General features: G+C 70.2%; 16 protein-coding genes and 3 pseudogenes. 8 read left to right on the top strand and 11 right to left on the bottom strand.

Features of this window, described 5'->3' with window-relative positions; translation table 11 throughout:
* Positions 1-37: 37 nt before the first annotated feature.
* Both NRF20_RS11825 and NRF20_RS11820 read left to right on the top strand, forming a co-directional pair.
* The gene (locus NRF20_RS11825) at positions 38-6,793 is read left to right on the top strand and encodes a DEAD/DEAH box helicase (protein WP_413752544.1); all 6,756 of its coding nucleotides are present in this window, start codon (positions 38-40) and stop codon (positions 6,791-6,793) included.
* Complete coding sequence (locus tag NRF20_RS11820; RefSeq protein ID WP_413752543.1) at positions 6,790-9,057, top strand: UvrD-helicase domain-containing protein; 2,268 nt, start codon at positions 6,790-6,792, stop codon at positions 9,055-9,057. The genes NRF20_RS11825 and NRF20_RS11820 overlap by 4 nt, the downstream gene beginning before the upstream one ends.
* A 435-nt stretch (positions 9,058-9,492) precedes the next feature.
* Here NRF20_RS11820 and NRF20_RS11815 read toward each other — a convergent pair whose 3' ends face one another.
* Positions 9,493-9,816 carry a transposase gene (locus tag NRF20_RS11815; RefSeq protein WP_398630519.1) on the bottom strand — a complete coding sequence of 108 codons (324 nt, stop codon included), beginning with the start codon at positions 9,814-9,816 and terminating at the stop codon, positions 9,493-9,495.
* A gap of 137 nt (positions 9,817-9,953) precedes the next feature.
* On the opposite strand from NRF20_RS11815, the pseudogene NRF20_RS11810 reads away from it, so the two are divergent.
* Positions 9,954-10,118, top strand: a pseudogene (locus NRF20_RS11810) (ARMT1-like domain-containing protein); the annotation flags it as partial.
* On the opposite strand, the gene NRF20_RS11805 reads toward NRF20_RS11810, so the two are convergent.
* From NRF20_RS11805 to NRF20_RS11780, 6 genes and pseudogenes are all read right to left on the bottom strand, one after another.
* Positions 10,102-10,521 (bottom strand): hypothetical protein, encoded by a 420-nt coding sequence (locus tag NRF20_RS11805; protein WP_413752542.1) that lies wholly within the window; start codon positions 10,519-10,521, stop codon positions 10,102-10,104. The pseudogene NRF20_RS11810 and the gene NRF20_RS11805 sit on opposite strands and share 17 nt — an antisense overlap.
* A 164-nt stretch (positions 10,522-10,685) precedes the next feature.
* Positions 10,686-11,039: a beta/gamma crystallin domain-containing protein gene (locus NRF20_RS11800; RefSeq protein ID WP_398630521.1), complete on the bottom strand. Its 354-nt coding sequence runs from the start codon at positions 11,037-11,039 to the stop codon at positions 10,686-10,688.
* Between the two features lie 361 nt (positions 11,040-11,400).
* Positions 11,401-11,673 (bottom strand): hypothetical protein, encoded by a 273-nt coding sequence (locus tag NRF20_RS11795; protein WP_413752541.1) that lies wholly within the window; start codon positions 11,671-11,673, stop codon positions 11,401-11,403.
* Between the two features lie 162 nt (positions 11,674-11,835).
* Complete coding sequence (locus NRF20_RS11790) at positions 11,836-12,192, bottom strand: hypothetical protein (protein ID WP_413754709.1); 357 nt, start codon at positions 12,190-12,192, stop codon at positions 11,836-11,838.
* Positions 12,193-12,224: 32 nt separating this feature from the next.
* Positions 12,225-12,467 (bottom strand): annotated as a pseudogene (locus NRF20_RS11785) (MFS transporter); the annotation flags it as partial.
* 263 nt (positions 12,468-12,730) lie between these two features.
* Positions 12,731-13,444 carry a cation transporter gene (locus NRF20_RS11780; RefSeq protein WP_398630523.1) on the bottom strand — a complete coding sequence of 238 codons (714 nt, stop codon included), beginning with the start codon at positions 13,442-13,444 and terminating at the stop codon, positions 12,731-12,733.
* Positions 13,445-13,682: 238 nt separating this feature from the next.
* Here NRF20_RS11780 and NRF20_RS11775 point away from each other — a divergent pair, with 238 nt between their 5' ends.
* Positions 13,683-14,018 (top strand): ArsR/SmtB family transcription factor, encoded by a 336-nt coding sequence (locus NRF20_RS11775; protein ID WP_266365138.1) that lies wholly within the window; start codon positions 13,683-13,685, stop codon positions 14,016-14,018.
* 60 nt (positions 14,019-14,078) lie between these two features.
* Here the strand turns inward: NRF20_RS11775 and NRF20_RS11770 are convergent, their stop codons facing one another.
* Positions 14,079-14,564, bottom strand: a complete 486-nt coding sequence (locus NRF20_RS11770) for an SRPBCC family protein (RefSeq protein ID WP_398630524.1) — start codon at positions 14,562-14,564, stop codon at positions 14,079-14,081.
* Positions 14,565-14,627: 63 nt separating this feature from the next.
* Positions 14,628-15,182, bottom strand: a complete 555-nt coding sequence (locus NRF20_RS11765) for a hypothetical protein (RefSeq protein WP_398630525.1) — start codon at positions 15,180-15,182, stop codon at positions 14,628-14,630.
* Between the two features lie 738 nt (positions 15,183-15,920).
* Between NRF20_RS11765 and NRF20_RS11760 the strand changes: the two genes are divergently transcribed.
* Both NRF20_RS11760 and NRF20_RS11755 read left to right on the top strand, forming a co-directional pair.
* Positions 15,921-16,829, top strand: a complete 909-nt coding sequence (locus NRF20_RS11760; protein WP_398630526.1) for an aldo/keto reductase — start codon at positions 15,921-15,923, stop codon at positions 16,827-16,829.
* Between the two features lie 470 nt (positions 16,830-17,299).
* Positions 17,300-17,597: pseudogene (locus NRF20_RS11755) on the top strand (AMP-binding enzyme); the annotation flags it as partial.
* A gap of 103 nt (positions 17,598-17,700) precedes the next feature.
* Here NRF20_RS11755 and NRF20_RS11750 read toward each other — a convergent pair.
* Positions 17,701-18,438: an ABC transporter permease gene (locus NRF20_RS11750; RefSeq protein ID WP_398630527.1), complete on the bottom strand. Its 738-nt coding sequence runs from the start codon at positions 18,436-18,438 to the stop codon at positions 17,701-17,703.
* Positions 18,439-18,440: 2 nt separating this feature from the next.
* The gene (locus NRF20_RS11745) at positions 18,441-19,364 is read right to left on the bottom strand and encodes an ATP-binding cassette domain-containing protein (RefSeq protein ID WP_398630528.1); all 924 of its coding nucleotides are present in this window, start codon (positions 19,362-19,364) and stop codon (positions 18,441-18,443) included.
* A 109-nt stretch (positions 19,365-19,473) separates the two neighbouring features.
* Here NRF20_RS11745 and NRF20_RS11740 point away from each other — a divergent pair, with 109 nt between their 5' ends.
* Positions 19,474-20,682, top strand: coding sequence for a histidine kinase (locus tag NRF20_RS11740; protein ID WP_413752540.1), 1,209 nt, complete (start codon positions 19,474-19,476; stop codon positions 20,680-20,682).
* A gap of 5 nt (positions 20,683-20,687) precedes the next feature.
* Positions 20,688-21,347, top strand: coding sequence for a response regulator transcription factor (locus NRF20_RS11735; RefSeq protein WP_413752539.1), 660 nt, complete (start codon positions 20,688-20,690; stop codon positions 21,345-21,347).
* Positions 21,348-21,396 lie beyond the last annotated feature (49 nt).

The following is a 21,396-nucleotide window of genomic DNA, read 5'->3' as shown; positions in this document are numbered from 1 at the left end:
CTCCCACCCGCCCCACCAGCACCAAGGAGGACCGCGCGTGCGTCCCACCCTCGCCGCCGACCAGGTACGGGCCAGTCTGAGCCAGTACCTCGCGACGACGTACGCGCTGGCCGACGAGAGCACCCGCCGCGCCCTGGAGGGCTTCCTCGGCGACGCCGACGACGGCATCTTCCGCGGCCCCTACCTCCGTATCCGCACACCCTTCCGGAGCGCCGAGGGCGACGACTGGCAGCGGCACCTGACCTGGTGGCCCCGCGATTTCACCCCGCACCGGCACCAGGAGCTCGCCTGGGAGAGGCTGTCCACGCTGCACGGGCCGGCGCGGCCCACCCTCGTCACCACCGGTACCGGGTCCGGGAAGACCGAGTCGTTCCTGATCCCGCTGCTCGACCACTGCCGCCGCGAGCGCGAGGCGGGCCGGGAGGGCGTCAAGGCGATCCTGCTCTACCCCATGAACGCCCTCGCCACCGACCAGGCCCACCGCATCAACAAGCGGCTCGACGACCCCCGGGACACCCGGCTGCGTGATGCGGGTGTGCGGGCCGGGCTCTACATCGGCGACAAGCCGTCGCAGGAGTTCAAGCAGGCCAACCCCGCGATCACCGTCGACCGGGACGAGATCCGGCGCACCCGGCCGGACATCCTGATCACCAACTACAAAATGCTCGACCTGCTCCTCCAGCGTCCCGAGGACCAGCGGCTGTGGCAGGACCCCGCGCTCGCGTACGTCGTCCTCGACGAGTTCCACACCTATGACGGTGCCCAGGGCACGGATGTCGCCATGTTGCTGCGCCGCCTCGGGTCCGTCACCGGACTCGCGGAACCCGGCCGCCCGCTGGGGCCGGTCTGTCCCGTCGCCACGTCGGCCACGCTGGGGGAGAACGACCCCGGTGGGACCGGGCGGGCGGGCGGCGGGCCCGGCATGCTGGAGGTCGCCGAGCAGGTCTTCGGCGTGCCGTTCCCGCCCGAGTCGGTCATCGGTGAGGACCGGCGCTCCACCAAGGACTTCACTGGCGAGAGCGACTTCACGCTGCCGTTCCCCTCCCCGCAGGAGGTCGCCGCGCTCGGCGACCCCACCCGCGATCCGGACGCCATGGACGGCCTCGTCACCGCATTCACCGGCCTGAGCGGTCCCAGCCCCGAGGAGCTGGGCGGCGTGCTGCGCCGCCACCGGCTCACCGCCGCCGTCCTGGAGATCCTCGACGGCACCCCCAAGACCCTCGCCGAGATCACCGAGGTGCTGCCCCGCTACGCCTACCACTGGGGCATGGCCGTGCAGCAGCGGCCGCGCATCGCCGCCCAGGCACTCGCCTGCTACATCGCCCTCCTGTCGTACGCCCGCGACCCCGAGCACCCCGGGCGGCCACTCCTGGCCATCGAGATCCACCAGTGGGTACGGTCGGTCTCCCGCGTGCTGCGCGGCATCAGCGCGGCCCGTGCCGAGTTCCGCTGGGACGACGAGCGGGTCACCTCCCGCGGCGCACTGGCCCGCAAGGACCACGGAGAGGCCGCCCGGACCTCGCCGTACGACGGGGAGGGCCCCGTCGTACCGGCCGACGCGGCCGAGCCGGCCGCCGTACCCGCCGACGACAGCGCCCCGCCGCCCGCCGAGGTGTTCCTGCCGGCGGTCTTCTGCCGTGAGTGCGGACGCTCCGGCTGGGCCGCGTACTCGCCGGAGGTCGACCCGGCCGAACTCGACCTGAACGCTTCGAAGGTCCGCCGCGCCTCGGTCGGCCGCGACAAGCGCCGGGTGCGCAACATGATCGCCGCGACCCCGCAGGAAGTGCACGACGCCGCCTTCGCGGTCGGGGCGGAACGCCGGCGCGGCGGACCCGCCGTCATGGTCCTGGAAGGTGCCGGCGGACGGCTGCGTCCCCTCTCACCCGAGACCGACTTCACCGCCCCCGCCGACGGCGACGGACCACGCCGGGCCAGGCCCCTTCACAACGCCGCGTTCGTCCACGCCGACCTCGACGGCGACCGGGCCGCCGAACGTGACCAGTGTCCCGCCTGCCGCACCTTCAACTCCATCCGCTACCTCGGCACCGGTCTGGCCGCGCTTGCCGCCGCCGCCGTCACCCAGCTCTTCACCGGCGGCGAACTGGACAAGAACAAGGGCGAGAACAAGACCCTCCTCTTCAACGACTCCGTCCAGGACGCCGCCCACCGCGCCGGATACGTCGCCAGCCGCTCCTACACGTTCTCGCTGCGCGCGCTGCTCGCCAGCCGCATCGACGAGGACGAACCCATCACCCTGAGCGATCTGGCCGCCGACCTGATCGCCGACGTCGTCGACAGCAAGGCGGTGCAGGCAGCCGTCATCCCGCCGGACCTGCACCTGATCCGGGGCGTGGACACCCTGCTCTCCGGACGCAGCCGCGGATCACGGGCCACCTGGGAACTGATCGCGCAGCGCCTGGCGTTCGCCACCGTCATGGAGTTCGGCCTGCGGTCCCGGCAGGGCCGCACCCTGGAACTCACCCGCACCGTCGCCGCCGACGTGCCCCTGCCCGACGCCGACGCCGTCGCCGACCTCGTACGGGAGACGCTGCTCACCACACCCGGAGAGATCGCGCTGCCCGACGGATCGGTGCCCGGCACCGACCGGTACACCGGCTTCGTCCGGGGCCTGCTGGAGCGGCTGCGTATCCGGGGCGCCGTCCGGCACGCCTGGCTGGACCCCTGGCTCGACCAGGCAGGGGTGCGCCGGTGGGCGATCTGGGGCGGACGCGAGACCGGCATGCCGGCCTTCCCCCGCGGGGTCTCCGCGCCAGCGTTCCTGCTCGGCACCCCCAAGCAGGGCAGTGAGGACTTCGATGTCCTCACCGGCCGGCTCGGCTGGTACCAGGACTGGGCCGTACGCGCCCTCGGGCTGCGCAGGGAGGCCGCCACCGACTTCCTGACCCGGCTGCTGCCCGCCCTCGCCGACACCGGGGTCCTCGCCGTGCGCACCGCACTCGACGGGGCCACTCGCGTCTACGGCCTCCAGCCCGGACACATCCGGGTCCGCAGACTCGCCGACGACACGCTGCCCGACGCCACCGCGCACTGCCCGGTCTGTTTCTGGGAGCAGACCGTCCACCCCGACCTCGCCGACCAGTGGCACGGGCAGCCGTGTCCGCGCTACCGCTGCGCCGGAATCCTCGCCACCGGCCGCGACCTCGACAGCGGCCTGCGGCAACGGGACTTCACCGACGACTTCTACCGGCGTATGTACCGCGAGGCCGGCGTCTTCACCATCAACACGGCGGAACACACCGGCACACTCAGCCGCGCCAAACGCGAGGCCGTCGAGAAGGCCTTCCGCGAGGGCACCGACGTCCACTACGCCAACCCGCAGGTGCTGTCCTGCACCCCCACCCTCGAACTCGGCATCGACATCGGCGACCTGTCGGCCGTCGTTCTCGCCTCCCTGCCGAAGGGCCCGGCCAACTACATCCAGCGCGTGGGCCGGGCCGGTCGCTCGACCGGCAACGCGTACCTGCTCACCATGGTCGACCGCGGTCCGCGCGACCGCTACTACCTGGAAGAACCCCGGCTCATGATCGCCGGGGACGTCCTGCCGCCCGGCTGCTACCTGTCCGCGGCCGAGATCCTGCGCCGCCAGTACCTCGCCCATCTCCTCGACCTCGCGGGCGCCGGACGGCTGACCGCCCCCGACGGGACGCCACTGCGGCCGCTGCCCGGACGCGCCACCGATCTGTTCGGGGCCTCGGCCTGGCAGGCCGAGTTCGCCGAAGCCGCGCTCGCCGGCGGACCACGGCTCGTGCAGGGCTTCCTCGACCTGTTCCCCGCGTACGACGAGAGCCGCGGCACGGGCGTCAGCCCGCAGGCCCGCGCCGCTCTCGTCACCTACGCGACCGACACCGGCGAGGAGGGCCTGGGAGGCGCCCTGGAAGCCGCGTGCCGGCGTTGGGAGGACCGCCGCGCCGACCTGCAGCGCCGGACCGAGGCCATCGACCGGGCCTACGGACTGCTCGTCGCCGGTGACCCCGACCACGAACGGCAGGGGCGAGAACTGCGCGCCGAGCGCCGGGACGTGGCACGCGTCTCCCGCGACATCAGCCGCACCACCGCGCACGGTGCGCTCGTCGATCTCGGCCTGCTGCCGAACTACAGCCTGATCGACTCGGCGACCGAACTGGAGGCCACTCTCACCTGGACGGAGAAGCAGGCCGACGGCACCCGTAAGGACCACAGCAAGACCCTCCACCACAGTCGTCCCGCGCGCCTCGCCCTGACCGAATTCGCCCCCGGCAACCACTACTACGCCCAGGGCTACAAGCACCGTGTCACCGGACTGGACATCGGCAGTCCCGGCCGCCCGGCCTGGATCTGGTGGCGCGTCTGCCCCGACTGCGGGCACGTCCGCACCCACCGTGCTGAGCAGGACCCCTCGCCCTGCCCCCGCTGCCGGTCCGCGGCCATCGGAGACGTCGGCTGCCTGCACAAGGTCCTGGTGCCGCGCCGCGTCACCTCCCGGGACGAACGCGACGACGTCCGCGTCCGCGACGACAGCGACGAACGGGAGAGGCGGCACTACACCGTCGTGCCCGCCGTCGACATCGACGCGAAAGACGTCGAACAGGCGTGGAAGCACGAACACGCCACCTTCGGATGGGAGTTCACCCGCCAGGCACGCATCCGCCACATCAACACCGGAGCCACCCGGGTGGACGGCGGTACCGACACGGCCTTCGCCGGGCGGGAGGTCCGCCTCAATCCCTTCTGGGTCTGCGACGCTTGCGGCTTCGCCGACCCCGACGGCGGCCCCGCCGCCCAGGACACCGGTGACGCGGCCGCGTACGGCAAGTACCACCGGCCCTGGTGCCCCAGGCGGCGCGGCGGGGCGGATATCGCACGGCGGGGCGAGAGGGTGCTGCTCGCCCACGAGCTGCGCACCGACGCCCTGCGCATCCTCATCCCCGCCGTCACCGCCCACACCCAGGAACGGCTCGCCTCCTTCAAGGCGCTGCTGCTGGCCGGTATCGCCCGCAGCTACGGCGGCGACCCCGACCACCTCGCCGTCGTCACCGACTCCATGCCCGAGGAAGGCGGCGAGGCCGCTCTGCGCCGCCACTTCCTCGTGCTGTACGACACGCTGCCCGGCGGCACCGGATATCTGCACCGCCTCGCCGGCCAGGACGGCCTCAGGGGCGTCCTGGACGACGCCCGCCAAGTGATCGAGACCTGCGTGTGCGTCGGCCAGGGCCGGCCCGCGTGCCACCGCTGCCTGCTGCGGCACGTCACCGATGGCGAGTACGAACTCGTCTCCCGCGAGCACGCGCTGGACATGCTCGGCGACCTCTTCGGCCGCACCGCCGACCGATGGAGTACCGAACCCGTCGCCACCGCCCGGGACATCACCCTCGTGCACCAGGTGGAGAGCGAACTGGAGGCACTTTTCCGGCACGGGCTGCTCGAATGGGCCGAGCGGGTGGACGAGGTCAGCGTCCGCACCGCACTCACCGCCGACGGCACCAGGGACACGACCCTGCGCTTCACCGCACCCGACGGCACGGTCCGCGGCTGGCAGATGGAGACGCAGACACCGCTCGGCTTCACCCGGCCCGACGTCGTCTTCCGCAGCACCGACGACGACCGGCGGGTGGCCGTCTACCTCGACGGCTATCGCTACCACGCGAGCCCCGAGCACCTCACCGCCGAGGACGACGCGGGCAAACGCACCCGTCTGCGGGCGGAAGGCTGGCAGGTCTTCCAGCTCACCTGGGACGACGTGCAGGAGTGGACAGGGCGGACGAAGCTGCAGGCCGACCCCGTCTGGAAGCCGTATCCGAACACCGCGCAGAAGACGGCCATGGACGTTCACCGGCGTATGCACGGCGGAGACACCCGGGACCTGTCGCGCTTCGTGTGGGCCAACCCCGTCGAGACACTGATCGGGTACCTCACCGACCCGGACCCCGACGCCTGGCGGCGCCGCACCCAGAGCGCGCTCGCGGGCTTCGCCGCCGTATCGGCGACCAGCAGGGCGTTGGCCGACAGCCAGGAAACCGGCCGCAGGATCAGCGAAGCGCTGCACGGGCAGCGGCTCGCCGGAGGACAGGGCGCCGTCCAGGTCATGGCGACCCGGGACACATCTGGGTGTCCGCTCACCATCGCGCTCGACCTGCGCAGGGGGCAGACCGGGGCGGTCTGGACGGCACTGGCCGTGCTCGACGACAGCACAGACGCGGTCACGGCGGACGAGGCCGCCCACCGGCGGCGCTGGCAGGCCTGGCTCTACTGGAGCAACCTGCTCCAGTTCCTCGACGCGGGCGAGGGAGACGGGGTCCAGCTCACAGCCGCCATGCTGTCGGGATTCGACCCGGCCGAACTGGCGGTCACCGGCGGCGCCGGGTGGCTCACCTCCCAGCGGCGGGCACACGACCCCGAGGCGGTCGGGCAGACCGCCGAGGAAGCCCCCGCGGCCGTCCGCGAACCCGCCTGGGACGAGGTCATCGAGTTCCTCATCGACGACCCCGGCCTCCCCGACCTCGCACGCGCCCTCGCAGGCCTCGGCCTGCCCGCGCCCGAGGCGGGCTACGAACTCGGAGCAGCCGCCTGGCCCGCCGAACTCGCCTGGCCTGCCCGGCGGATCGGTGTCGTCCTCGCGCACCGGCCGGACCCGGGCAGCAACCGGGACATCGACGCCGAACAACGCGACCGGGCCTACCGGGATGCGGGCTGGCAGGTCCGCACCGCGACGGAATGGGACGCCGGCGAACTCGCCGGGCTGGTGAGCGGAGTCGCCGGTCCGGCCACGAACGAAAACGAGGAGAACGAGCGATGACGGTCACCGGCGCGCCCAGGACGGGCGTGACCCTGCGCCTGCTGGACAAGGCCGACAAGGAAATCGTCAAACTGGACCGCGCCGTCCTCGGGGCGTTCTACAAGTTCCAGCACGACTTCCGCCGCAACCCGGACGCCGGCGGCTTCGACCTCAAACAGCTGGAAGGCCACGACCGGCTCTGGTCGGCGCGCGTCAACCGCGAGTGGCGTGCCCTGATGATCCGTCTCGGCGGTGACGACTGGCTTCTCGTCTCGGTCAAGCACCGCAGCCACGTCCACAAGAACCTGGACCGGCTCAACTACGGCATCAACCACATCACCGGCGCCATCGAATACGTCGACCTCCAGGTCGTCGAGGAGCACGTGCAGCGCCGCGAACCCGCGCCGCGCGCAACCCCCGCTCCGGAACCCGCCCCTCGGCGCAAGCCGGTGGAAGAGCCCCTGTTTGCCGCGTACACCGACGAACAGCTCGCGGACCTCGGCGTCGCCGAACCGCTCATCCCGATCGTCCGGAAGCTCACCACGGACGACGAGCTGCTCGGTCTCGCCGAGTACGCGCCCCGCCACACCGGGGAAGTCCTCCTACGGCTGCGCGACGGTGTTCCCTACGAAGCGGTCATGGACCAGGTCACCGCGCCCGTCGCCGTGAGCGAACCCGAGCAGAACCTCGACACCGACGACTGGCAGGCGGCCGTCGACCGTTCCCAGACCGTGGTGATCACCGACGACGAGTTCCTGCAGAGCATCCTGGAGGAGGGTGACTTCGGGCGGTGGAAGATCTTCCTCCACCCCACCCAGGAGAAGCTGGTCCACCGGCGCTACTCCGGCCCGGCCCGGGTCGGCGGCGGGCCGGGGACGGGCAAGACGATCGTCGCCCTCCACCGTGTGTGCCATCTGGTGCGAGCGCTCCCGCCCGGTCGTAACAAGCCCGTCCTGCTCACCACGTTCAACAAGAACCTCGCTGCCGACCTACGGTCCCGGCTCCTCTCGCTCGGCGGCCCCGACGTACTGGCCCGGGTCGACATCGCCCACGTCGACCAGCTCGCGACCCGCCTGGTCAGCGAGGCCGACCCGGGCAGCGCCAAGCGGCGGATCGACGACACGGCAGCCTTGCGCGAGTGGCGGGAGCTGCTGGTGGAGGCGGGGGAGACCCGCTGGAGCGCCGAGTTCCTCAGCGACGAGTGGAACCAGGTCATTCTCGGCCAGGCCGTGACCTCCCGGAGCGACTACTTCGCCGCCCGGCGCGCGGGCCGAGGACGCAGCGTCACACGCGCCGAGCGAGCCGGAATCTGGCAGCTTGCCGAACGCTTCACCCAGCGCCTGGAGACCAAGGGGCTGGAGACCCACCGTCAGGTCGCCGAGCGAGCGGCACGGCTGGAGATCGCTCGCAAGGCCAGAATCGACCGGCGGTCGGAGGAACGCGACGACCGGGGAGGCCTGGACAATCGTCACGTCGAGGCCGGCTCCGGTGCCTGGCTGCGGTACCGCTACCGACACATCGTGGTCGACGAGGCGCAGGACCTCAGCGCCGCCCACTGGAAGATGCTGCGCGCCATGGTGCCGGCCGAGCCCGACGACATCTTCCTCGTCGGCGACACGCACCAGCGGATCTACGACAATCAGGTCACGCTCGGCAGCCTCGGCGTCCACATCCGCGGCCGGTCCTCCCGGTTGACCCTCAGCTACCGCACCACGCGGGAGATCCTGCGGGACGCCATCCGGGTCCTGGACGACGCGGACTACGACGACCTCGACGGCAGTGCCGAGACGATCGCCGGTTACCGCTCCGTCCTCCACGGTTTGAGCCCGTCCCTGCGGGGCGCACGCAGTTGGGACGAGGAAATGGACCTCGTCGTCGAGCAGCTACGCGACTGGCACGACGTGCCCCGCGAGTCCACGGCGATCTGCGTCCCCACCAACGACATGGTCACCCAGCTCGCCGACCGCCTAGCGCGACGCGGCATCACCCCGACGGAGATCACACAGGACGGACCGCGGAACGACCAGGGTGTCCACATCGGCACCATGTACCGATTCAAGGGACTGGAGTACCGCTGCCTGATCATCGCTGGGGTGGCCGAGGGACTCGTACCCCGCGCCTCTGTGGATGCTTGGGAACGCACGGACCCGAGCCGCCACGAGCGTGAACTGCACCGGGCGCGCTCGCTGCTCTTCGTCGCGGCTACCCGCGCCCGTGACGCGCTCGTCATCACCTGGCACGGTGAGCCGAGCCGCTTCCTGGCACCGCTGCTTCCGCCCCGGTGAAAGGGCGCGCTTCTCTCCACCAGCGTTGCTGACCGTTGAGGCGTGATGTCGTTGGAGTTGTCGGAGTGTTATCGATGCGGTAGGCCGTTCCGCCGGCAACGCGATGTCGGCGGACCGGTTTACGCTCCACTGCGTACCCCATGAGACTTTTCGCTTCGCACCACGGTGCCACCGTGCATATTGCCTTCTCGGTGACAACAACCGACGACGGTGTGTGGTGAAGACCGATTCGCTGAGGGATCTGTCTTTGTCGCGATCGCCTACCGGATAGGTGGTGAACGCTGGAGCGGGTCTCGTCGTTGAATCAACGACGAGACACCACGGGTCAACCTCAGGAAGAGGAAACGCGGCTCTCGTCGGTCTGTCCTTGTAGCCGTACCTGTAGCACTGGTGCGGACCACCTACCGATGTCCGGAAGCACGTGAAGCTCCGACCTCAGCACAGGTACACCAAGATTCGGGCCATCGTGCCGATGTCGGCCGACTTTGCAGGGTCCGCCCCGTCTCCATCAACTCGGCGTCGTTGTGGACGAACTGAGAGACGGCCCCGTCGGCGCCCACCACGGCGTCGGCCGTCATTCCCGTCCTCGCCCAGCCGGGCAGCCATCGGCTCGACCGACTTGCGCTGCCCGTCCATGAGCAGGCCCCGTAGGTAGACCTGCCCCCACCGACGCTGGTCGTTCCTCGCGAACGGCTCGAAAACCTCCGCCGCGAAGCCCTCCAACTCACCACGTACAACGGCAATCTCGTCCGGAGTCACACCCTCTCAACGCAACACCGAGCCAGAAGGAAACGCTCACTACAACCGACCTGACCAAGCCCTACTAGGGCCTCCCACTGAACAGCGGCGGGACTTCCTCTGCGCTCGTCCAAGCAGGCACACCACAGCGCATAGGCGCGACCACGCTCACCATCCTGAAAGGCGACCTCAACTACCGCCGCCTGGTGGAGGACCGGCTGTGGAGTGCCACAGTGTCCTTCGCCGCCGCCCGCACCGCGTACTTCCCTGGAGCCGTCGCGGCCTTGCGCACACTGAAGTGCGACGTCATTGTCGGCCTGGACTGGTTTCAGAATGCGGCTGGGGCGGTCGCTCGTCGTTGAGTCGCTGGAGGATCTGCACGAAGTCTCCGGAGTCGAGCAGACCGGCGAGCGCGCGGGTCATGTTGTCGATGTCCGGATCCCGGACAATCAGGCCGTCGGAGCACCAGAAGTGGCGGCCGTCCAGGTCCTCGCCAGTACGGGACCCCTTCTCCATCAGGCGCTCGACCTCCGCGATGGTGAACACCGTCGCGCTCCAGCGCGAGCCGTCCTCTACCGATCTGACCTCGACATCGACATTGGAGACGGCATCCAGATCCTCACCTGTGCCGGGCAGGAAGGAGGCTTCGAAACGGTCCGTACAGATGCGATACCAGGGTTCGTCCCAACCCTGTTCCGTGGCTGTGGACTGGGCACTGCTGGTCATTCGGGGAGTGTGGCGAGCCGACCCGTCGGGCTCAACCGGGTTGTCTGGCAAGCTCCTCCGACGGCTCCGTAGATCATTCTGAAACGATCAGTGAGCCATCGTGTCCGGCCACGCCCGGAAGAGCGTGGCCGGACAGTCATTCCCCGCAACCGGATGTCAACTTGTCACAGGATCTGGATGGCGACGACCTTCGGTGGCTGGTTCGGGAAGGTGATGTCGTGCCAGCGCTCGATCTTCACCGAGTCACCGTTGGCGTCGTAGTAGATCAGGTCGTTGTTGCCCGTGGAGATCCGGTCGATCCACCACCCGCCGAAGTCGGTCTTCCCGCCGTTCGCGTAGCAGTCGACGCTCTCACGGCCATCGAGGTGCGACCAGATCTTCAAGAAGTTTTCCCCGCCGACACATTGGACGTGGTCGATGGCGAAGGCGTTACCGCTAGGCATGCTGATGGTGAGCGCGGCAGTTGTGGCGAGCGCCACGGCCACGGAACGCGCGGCCCTCTTGCTTTTCGAGATCACAGATTCCCCTTCACGCGAAGGCCGGCGCACGGGCCGACCCTGTCGGCGATGTTGCTTCATGACGGAACGGTGCTTCGTCGAGCCGACAACCGGATACGACCCGCCAGGCAGCCATGAGACCCCATCGGGCAGCTCGAACGATGCTGTCTCCACGCTACAAACGGAACGAGGCAATACCGGCCGCAGTCAGGGAAAACACATCAAAAAGGTGATAACCCGCGGTAAGGTCGTGGCGTACGGTCGAGCAGGCAACAGCCCGAACCCCCGCCGGCCCCGCCCATCCGCCGCTCCGGCAGCGTGCTGATGGGCCCGGCAGACGGTGGAGCCGACGTGTACGTCCCACTTGAGACGACTCCGAACCTCATTCTGAGGAGTCCACCTCGAACTTCCTGCTCTTGACCCCGTGGTACGTCGCGTTTGCCGGCCTGCGCCCGGCCGCTGCGTCAGCCAACCTGACGAACCCTTCACTGCGGCGCACGACGCCCAGGAAGACTCTCAAGGCGTCCTTGTCGTCCCACAGGGCCTGGGCTGCGTTGGTGATCAGACCCTTGAGGGACTCCTCGGCATAGTTGATGTGCGCAGTGGCTTGGTCGGCGTCGAGGGGCGTCTGTGCGTCGGCCGACGGGTCTTTCACAGCTTGTTGGCGCGTGTCTCCGGCGTATTGCTTCGGCTGTCCTTCCGGAGACTCGGCAGGGGCTCCGTTTCGTCGCCGCCGAACGTAGTGGCTTCCGTTGGCGGCTGTACTGATGCCTGCGCGAAGTCGGCGGCAGCACTGCTGATCCCTCGGTCAGAGTCTTCAGGCACTCACCGGGCGCACCGCGCCCTGATCCTGGCGTTCGTCTTCCGTCTTCTCACGCCCCGGAAGCAGCGCCACCACCAGCACGGTGGTGACAGCGGCCAGGGCGGCGCAGATCAGCGCCACGGCCGACATGCCGGAGACGAAGGCGTCCCGGGCGGACTGCGCGATCGCCTTCGCCTGGTCGGCCGGCAGTTTGTCGGTGACGGCAGCGGCTCCGGAGACGTTGTCGTGGATCGCCTCCCGTGCCTGCTCGGGCAGCGTCGACGGGATGTCGTCGTCGACTCCGTTGCGGTAGGCGGAGTTGAGGGCGCTGCCGAGCACGGCGACGCCCACGGAGGCGCCGATCTGGCGCATGGAGTGGCGGCGGCTCCGGCGCCCAGGATCAGTCCTTCTGGTGTGTCGACGAACATGACGAGGGCCGAGCCCGCGCCGAACAGCAACAGGCCGCCGATCAGGACGAGTCTGCGGCCGATGCGATCCCCCAGGACTCCCAGCGGCAGCAGGAGTCCGGCGAAGGGGAGGGTGTAGGCGTCGGTGAACCACTGCAGTTCGGTGGTGGTCGCATCCAGGTCCGAGGCCAGCGTGGGCAGGGCGACGGTCAGGATCGTCGCGTCCAGGCCGACGATCATCAGGCCGAAGACGGGCGCGGCAAGCGCGAGTCAGCGTTTGCGCAGCAGCCCGTTGGTGTCGGCCGATGGCGTATCGGCTGTGGTCTTATGGGGGTTGGCCATTGATGCTCCTCAGCACCTCACGGTGGATGTTCCTCAAGAGCGCAGGGGTCGTCGGCCCGCGTCGCCTCAGCGGTGCACGAGCAGCAGCAGCGGCGGATGCGGGGGTTGAGCCCTGCCGGACGGTCAGCCGGTCCGGAGCGAGACGGTGGCGGTCGTGCCGGTCAGTTGCAGCACGAACAACCCGGGGCGCATCCGCAGTTGTCCTGGGCTTCCCCTGTTTTGGTGACGGTGAGTCCGGCGGGTGTGCAGCAGCCGTCGCCCCGCCAGGCTTCTCTGCCTTCCTTGACCGCGACGACGGCGATGACCAGTGCGGCGATCGGGTCGGCCCAGGCCCAGCCGAGGGCGGCGTTGACCACCAGGCCGACCAGCAGCACCGCGGACAGATAGGTGCACAGCAGGGTCTGCTTGGAGTCCGCGACGGCGGAGGCGGAGCCGAGTTCCTTCCCGGCCCGCCGCTGGGCAGCGGACAGGAACGGCATGATCGCCAGTGACAGGGCGGCCAGCACGATGCCGGGGATCGAGCGATCCGCCTCGCCGGTTCCGGCCAGCGCGCGTACCGCGTCAAAGGCCACGTAGGCGGCGAGCGTGAAGAACGACACTGCGATGATCCGCAGGGTGAGCTTCTCGCGCGCCTCTCGCACCGCGTGCTCCCGGGCGGAGAACTGCCAGGCGACCGCCGCGGCCGAGGAGACCTCGATGACCGAGTCCAGGCCGAAGCCGATCAGCGCGGTGGAGGAGGCGATCGTGCCCGCGGTGATGGCGACAACCGCCTCGATCACGTTGTAGGTGATGGTCGCGGCGACGAACCAGCGTATGCGGCGGATCAGGACGTCCCGCCGTGTGGGGCTCAGACCCAGGGATACCTCGACGGCCATCAGTAGCAGCCTCTCTGATCGGTGTTCTGGCGCATACAAGTCCCCGGCGACAGTGCGCAGCGCGTGCGGTACGCGCTTGCGGAGCAGGTGGACGAGGAGCTGCGGACAGCAGTGGGCAGCACCCCGACGATGTTAGTACACGCTATCCTGAATTCACAATAACCTGAACTAGTGATGGGTGAGGTGGGTGCTGGTGAGTACACCGCTCGGTGAATTCACGGTCTCGTACCCTGGGGATGTGCTGACCATTGCCCCGGACATCGAAGTTCTCGCCCGCTTCGGGCGGGCTCTGGCCGACCCGATCCGCTGCCAGCTGCTGCTCGCGCTGCGTGAGGCGCCCGCACATCCTGCCGATCTTGCGGAACGGCTCGGCATCTCGCGCACCCGGCTGTCCAACCACCTGGCCTGCCTGCGGGACTGCGGCCTGGTGGTCACGGTCCCGGTGGGGCGCCGTACACGCTATGAGCTCGCCGATGAGCGGCTGGGGCATGCGCTGGACGACCTGCGCACCGCGGTCATCGCGGTCGAGGCCGACCGCACCTGCCCGGATGCGGAGGAAAAGGGCTGCTGCTGATGGATGCGGCGCCGGCGGCGAGGCCGTACTCGTTCGCAGAACCTCGCCGCGGGCAGGTGGCTACGCCGATTGGTGTGCCGCTTCCAGGGCTTCCTTCAGGCGCTGCAGGGTGACCTTCATGCCCTGGCGGTTGTGGGTGGCGCGGTCGTGGATGCCGCTCACCTTCGGGCCGATGAAGAGCATGGCCCTGCCCCGGGTGTCGGTCCAGGTTTCGGTGACCTTGGTGCCCTGGTCGTCGTCCGTCGGCTCGAAGCGGTAGCTCCAGATGGAGATGGCAAGACCGATGCGGGCGACGCTGAATGTGAAGCGTTCCCCTGGATCCGCGGCCGTCACGGTGCAGTTGGTGGTCCAGGGCCGGGGCTTGAGCTCGGAGGAGTTACGTCCGGTGAACCGCATCCCCACGTGCACGGCTCCGGCGCCCTGTGGGACGTCGGCGCCCGTGCACTCCGGGCTCCAGCGGCCCATCTCGGCGACATTGGTGACGGCGTCGTACGCCACACGGGGCGGGACGGAGATTTCTATGGTTTCCGAGACGGTCTGGGACATCGGCGTTCCTTTGGGGAGACGGTGGTCGGCGGGACCCTCGAAGGTGCGGGTGCGAGGGGGCGGTCAGCGGCAGATCCACGTGCATGCGGCGGACAGGGCCCCCGCGGCGATCAGTGCGATCGGAGCGATGGTGACAAAGCAGGCCGCGCCGAAGGCGGTTGAAGCGGTCGGTGAGCTGCAACATCGGTCATTGGCCAGCAGGTGGTGGCGCCGGGCGGCGACCGGACAACTGGATCCGGACAGGGGCGCGTCCGCCTCGGTGCTCCAGCGGGCCAAAGCTTGCGCGGTGGCGCGGCGCCCGCACTTGAGGCGGGCGGCGCAGTCCGCACGCATCTCGATCAGGCCGCTGTACCGCTCGGCGAAGCGGACAGCGAACTGCTTCCGCTTGAGCTGCCGTTTCCCACGCGGCTCCGGCACCCCACCCCCGCCAGCACCGTCTTCAACCGGTCCCGGGCCAGGGTCACCCTGATCAGCTTTCGCGGACTGCCGGATCCGGTCGTCGCCGCGCTGCTGTTCGGGACCCAGCAGCGTCTGGACCGGCACGTTCAGCTGCCACACACCGCGTTCAAACTGCTCTGCAATACCGCCCGCGCTCAGCAGATCACCAGTCTGAGCCACTTGGCCGTGGAGCCGAACACGCGCCTGCCAGGGATGTGGCGGAGCATGACCGCCGACATCCGAGTCGGTCTGACCACTCCGGAGCTGGAACGGCTCAAGGACGTCTGGGACGCGGAAGTCTTCGGCCTGGTCGGGGCCGGACGCTGAACTTCACGGGCCTGCGCCAGGAGCGGATGCGCCGCTCGGACATCGAGGCCTTCCAGTAACGGCTGGCCCACCTGGAGCGCACCGGCCGGATCAGCCTGGGCCTGCGGGCGCACCTGCCGGTGGTGCGCCCGCTTCCTGCGCGAGATCCGCGAGATGGGGCTCGCCCGTCCCGGGCAGATGCCGGCCGACCTGCCGGATGACTTCGCGTTCCGCAAGGGCGACATCCCACGCCCGCCCGAAGGCGAAGACGAAGAGGAAGGCACCGGCCGGGCCTTGATCCGTGAGGTCCTGGCCCAGCTGTGTGAGCGGCTTCCCGACCTGGAGACCTGCCGACGGAACGGCCGACGCGGAAGCCCAGTCGGGGGCCGACCCGCCTGGATCGCGCTGGAAGTCCGCCCTGGCTGATCTGCTAAAATGCAGGCCTACGCGAGCCTTCTCGGTGCGGATTTCGATCCGCCGGGGAGGCTTTTTTCATGCCCTGGGCCAGCCTGCCCCGGCACAGGTGGACCCACTTCGAAGGTACTCGCCCCGCCGAGCGACCTGAACGCGCCGCGGGTCCCCGTTCCCAGCCCGCAAGAGGAGATCCAACTCATGAGCCCACGGACGAACACCGCAGCAGCCTCCAGTACATGGCAACTCGGTGACCTGGCCGTCAATCGCGTCGGGTTCGGCGCGATGCGCCTGACTGGTACCGCACCCTTTGACCGCGGCGTGCCGCGTGACCGCGAGCAGTCGATCGGCGTGCTCCGGCGGGCGGTCGAGCTCGGCGTGAACCACATCGACACTGCCGCGTTCTACTTCTCGGCGACGTGCTCCGCCAACGAGCTGATCAACCGGGCGCTGGCGCCGTACCCGGAGGATCTGGTCATCACGACCAAGGTCTGGCCGGGCCGCGATTCCTCGGGCTCGTGGTGGTGGGCCGCACCGTCGCAGTTGCGCGGCCAGGTGGAGGAGAACCTGCGCCAACTCGGGCGCGATCACCTGGACGTGGTGAACCTGCGCGTGCCGCCGAGTCAGCGGACCGGCTCGATCGGCGAGCACTTTGGCGTGTTGGCCGAACTGCGCGAAGCCGGGCTGATCCGGCACCTCGGTATCTCCAACGTCACGTCCGAGCAACTGGCCGAGGCCCTGGCCATCGCCCCGGTCGTCTGCGTGCAGAACCCTTACGGGATCGGTGCGTCGAGCGAGGACCGGGCTCTCCTGCGGCTCTGCGGTGAACTCGGCCTCGCCTTCGTCCCGTTCCTCGCGATCGCCGGTTCCGGGCGCGAGGCGGGTCCGGCGGCCCGTGACAGCGAGGCGGTGCGCGCCGTCGCCCGCGCGCACGGTGTGTCCGTCGCGCAGGTCCGCCTGGCCTGGACCTTGCACCAGGGGCCGCATGTGCTGGCGATCCCGGGGACCGGTGATCCTGACCACCTCGCGCAGAACATGGCAGCCGGCGCGCTGCGGCTCTCGGAGGAGGAGATGACATGCCTCACCTCAGTGCAGCCGGCCGGCGCGTAGCAGGCCGTTGCCCGGCCGCGCGCCGACATCCATTCGGTGCTCAGCGAGATCTGCCAGTCCTGGGCTTGACGGCCTTGCCCTCCACCACGGGGAGCAACCAGGAAGAGATCGCACGCCTCCGGCACTGACGCGAGAACTCCTCCGCAAAGATCAGCGTCTACGACAGCTGTCGTGCAGTATCCGGGCCGACGGCAGGGGGGTGTGGGGCGGGCGCGACCAGGGCCTTTGCGGCCGCCCCGCTCCAGCCGAATGTCCGGAAAACAGCAGTGCGTGACGGGGCGTCACCTCCAAACTGATTCCGTAGCGCTCAATCCCTCCGCCGCCGAATCCTGTCCGGTCCTCGACGCCACGACGGCCAGGCACAAGGGTGCCGCCCCACGAGACGGCGGCCTGCAGACTACATACGGGGAACACCATGACGGAGCGTGCCTCGCACAACATGCAGGTTTCTGGAGGACCTCTGCGAGTGATCGTCCATCGAGGTGGAGGACGCCATCTTCAGCCACCCGGCGGTCGCCGAGGTCGCCGTCATCGGGGTGCCGTACGAGAAGTGGGGCGAGACGATCAAGGCCCTGGTGGTCCTCGCGGAGGGGGCGACGGCGCTGGAGGCCGACATCGTCGCCCACTGCAAGCAGCGGATGGCGGGCTACAAGGCGCCGACGAGCGTCGAGATTCCGCGACGCCACCCCGCGCACCGCCACCGGGAAGATCCAGAAATTCAAGCTCCGCGAGCCGTACCGGGCCGGACACGAGCGGAAGGTCAACTGACTGTTGCGGTTCAGTTGACCTCCAAGGGGCACCCCGGCCGGCCCCAGGACGTGGCAGGCCCGGGGGAGCCGGTCTCATCCGCTCCCCTCCCGCCCCGCGGGACCTACGCGTCCCTGCGCCTCAGGGACCACCACCCCGCCAGCACCGCCACGCCCGCCCACAGTGCCGTAACCCCAAGACCCGCCCACGGCGCCAGGTCGCTCGGCGGGTCCACGTACAGGACCTGCTGTCCGGCGCGGTCGGGGAGGTAGTCGGCGACGGAACCCGACGTCTCGCCCAGGATCATGGAGACGATGAGGATGAACGGGATCAGGATGCTGAGCACGGCGAGGCCGCTGCGCAGCACCGCCGTCAGGCCGGCCGCGAAGAGCGCCATCAGCGCGAGGTAGACGGCCCCGCCCAGGCAGGCGCGCAGCGCGTCCGCGTCGCCCAGGCTCAGCGCCGCGTCGCCCAGGAAGGCGCTGCCGCCCAGGAACGACACGAACGTCGTCACCAGGCCCATCGCCAGCGCGAGGCCCGCCACGTTCGCGAGCTTCGCCGCGTAGAACAGGCCCCGGTTCGGCACCGCCGTCAGCGACGCGCGGATGGCTCCCCCCTGGTACTCGGACGACATGGCCAGCGTGCCGAAGGAGATCGCCGCGATCTGACCCAGATTGAGGCCGAGGAAGACGGAGAAGAGCGCGTCGAAGTCGGCGCTGTCCGCTTCGGAGTCGCCGGTTGCCGCGTTGGCCGCGACGGCGAAGCCGGCCGTCAGCAGGAAGACGGCCAGCAACGACCACGCGGTTCCGCGCAGGGTCCTGACCTTGATCCACTCGGAGCGGAGTACGGCTGCGGTGGACATGGTCAGGCCTCCTGCGGGGCTCGTGCGGAGAATTCCGTGGCGGTAGCGGTGAGGTCGAGGTAGGCCTGCTCCAATGTGGCCTCTTCGGCGGCGAGTTCGAGAAGAGCGATGCCCTCCTGGGCGGCCAGCGGGCCGATGGCGTCGATCTCGGCGTCGTCGATCAGCATGCGCCCGTCGTCCGAGTCGACGGGGGTGTGGCCGTGCCGCAGCAGCACCTCGCGCAGCCGTGCGGGCTCCGTCGTACGGACGCGGACACGCGGCTTGATGCGGGCCGCGATGAAGTCCTTCGTCGGCGTGTCCGCCAGCAGCCTGCCCTTGCCCAGGACGATCAGGTGGTCGGCGAAGGAGGCCGTCTCGCCCATCAGATGGCTGGAGACCAGCACGGTGCGGTTCTCCCGCGCGAGGCGGCGCATCAGCTCGCGGATCCAGATGATGCCCTCGGGGTCGAGGCCGTTCGACGGCTCGTCGAGCAGCAGCACCTGGGGGTCGCCGAGCAGGGCCGCGGCGATGCCGAGGCGCTGGCGCATGCCGAGGGAGAACGTCTTCACCCGGCGGGACGCCACGCTCGCGATGCCCGTCAGTTCGAGGACCTCGTCCACCCGCCGGTCGGGGATGCGGTTGCTCGCGGCGAGAGCCAGAAGGTGGCTGCGGGCGGTGCGGGAACCGTGCGGCGCCTGGGCGTCGAGGAGGGCGCCCACATGCCGCAGCGGCTCGTCGAGCTGCGTGAACGGGCGACCGCCGATCGTCGCCGTGCCGGAGCTCGGGCGGTCGAGGCCGAGCATGAGGCGCATGGTGGTGGACTTGCCCGCGCCGTTGGGGCCGAGGAACCCGGTGACCTGGCCGGGCCGGACGGAGAAGGTGAGGCGGTCGACCGCGCGCACCTGTCCGTAGACCTTGGTCAGGTCCTTCACATCGATGGCTGTCATGGTGACGACGGTGCCGTCCACAGGGGGGTGTCCGCTTCCCCCGGCGGAGGGAACGTCCTCCCCCACGCGGGGGAGGCAGCTGCCCTGCCCCGCTGGGACCATGGCCCTCATGAAGCGTTTCCATCGGCTGCTGCGGCCCGTGTCGCGTGCGGTCACGTACACCCGGTGGCTGCACCTGTTCATGGGCGCGGTGGCCGCCGTGGTGGTGGTCGGGGTGGCCTTCCCGGGCCTTGAGGACCCCAGCGCGCTCCTGCTCTTCGTGCCGCTCCCGCTGCTCGCGCTCGCCGCGTTCATCCCCGGCACCCGGGTCGCCGAGACGATGCAGGCTCGGCTGCTGCTCTACCCCGGGCCGCAGGCACCGCACGAGCATCCGGCGCCGGAGATCGCCGGTTCGCCCTCGTCCTCGTGGGGCGACCGATGGCGGGTCTTCGTGTGGCTGACCCTGCGCCTGTGGCTCGGCTTCGGAGTCACCGTGGTCACGCTCAACGGCGTCGTACTGACGCTGGGTCTGCTGATGCCGTCCCTGTGGCCGCCGTTCGGGCCCGCGCCCATGCTGCTGCCCGGGCGATGGGGGTGGTGGTACCCGCTGCTGGCCCCGGTGTCCGGCGCCGCGCTGGTCGTTGTCGTATGGGGGGCCGGCGCGCTGATGGCCGGTCTCGCACCCCGGCTGCTCGGCCCGTCCCCGGCGGAGCGGCTCGCGGAACTGGAGGAGCGGACCGAGCGGTTGCTGGAGCGCACGCGGCTCGCCCGCGAGCTGCACGACACCATCGGGCACGCGCTCACCATCGCCGTGGTGCAGGCGGGCGCGGCGCGCGCGGCCGGGACTCCGGAGTTCACCGACCGGGCACTGGCCGCCATCGAGGACACCGGGCGCGAGGCGCTGTCCGAACTGGACGCGGTGCTCAGGCTGTTGCGCGAGGACGCCGACCCGACGGCGCAGCGGCCCACGCTCGCGCACGCCGGACGGCTGGTGGAGTCGGCGCGCGGGTCCGGGGCCGACGTGACGACCTGGATCAGCGGGGACCTCAACGCCGTGCCCGGGCCGGTCTCACGCGAGGGATACCGGATGCTGCAGGAGTGCCTCACCAACGTGCTGCGGCACGCGGGCTCGGTGCCGGTGACCGTGCGGATCGAAGTCCTTGACGGCCGACTGGAGTTGGAGGTGCGCAACAAGCAGCCGGCCGAGTCCGGCGGGTCCCGCGGCGGCGGCTCCGGGCTGCGCGGGTTGCGTGAGCGGGCCGTCCTGCTCGGCGGTGCGGCCGCGTACGGGCCGCACGACGGGGTGTGGCGGGTGCACGTCACCCTGCCGTTACAGTGACCGGCATGCCGATCACCGTCCTGCTCGTCGACGACGACGCGCTGGTACGCGCCGGGCTGCGCGCCATCCTGGAGGCGCAGCCCGACATCGAGGTCGTCGGCGAGGCGGCGGACGGCGCGGCCGTCATTCCCCTGGTGGGGAAGGTGAAGCCGGACGTCGTCGCCATGGACGTACGCATGCCGCTGATGGACGGCATCGAGGCGACCCGGGCCGTGCTGCGGACGGTCACCGACCCTCCGAGGATCCTCGTCATCACCACGTTCGAGGAGGACGAGTACGTCTACGGGGCGCTGTGCGCCGGCGCCGACGGGTTTCTGCTGAAGCGCGCCCGGCCCACCGAGATCGTGCACGCGGTGCGGATCGTCGCCGAGGGCGAGTCGTTGCTCTTCCCGCCCGCGCTGCGCTCCCTCGCCGCCGCGCACGGCAACGAGTCGGCGCGGCGCGCACTGGAGAAGGCCGCGCTCACCGAACGCGAGGGCCAGGTGCTGCGGTTCGTCGCGCGCGGCCTGACGAACGCGGAGATCGCCGCCGAGCTGCACCTGGGCACCGAGACGGTGAAGACGCACGTGAGCGCGGTGCTGGCGAAGCTCGGCGCGCGCGACCGCGTCCAGGCCGTGATCACGGCGTACGAGTCGGCCTTCATCACCGCGGGGGCGGACGAGTAGTGGCCCGCCCCGGCCGCACCGGGGCCCACGGGCCGGGCCGGGAGGGGCA

The organism is Streptomyces sp. R-74717 (assembly GCF_047305335.1).
GTDB classification, from domain to species: domain Bacteria; phylum Actinomycetota; class Actinomycetes; order Streptomycetales; family Streptomycetaceae; genus Streptomyces; species Streptomyces atratus.
Note: the sequence above shows the minus strand (reverse complement) of the source record. Positions and strands in the feature narration are given on the sequence as shown.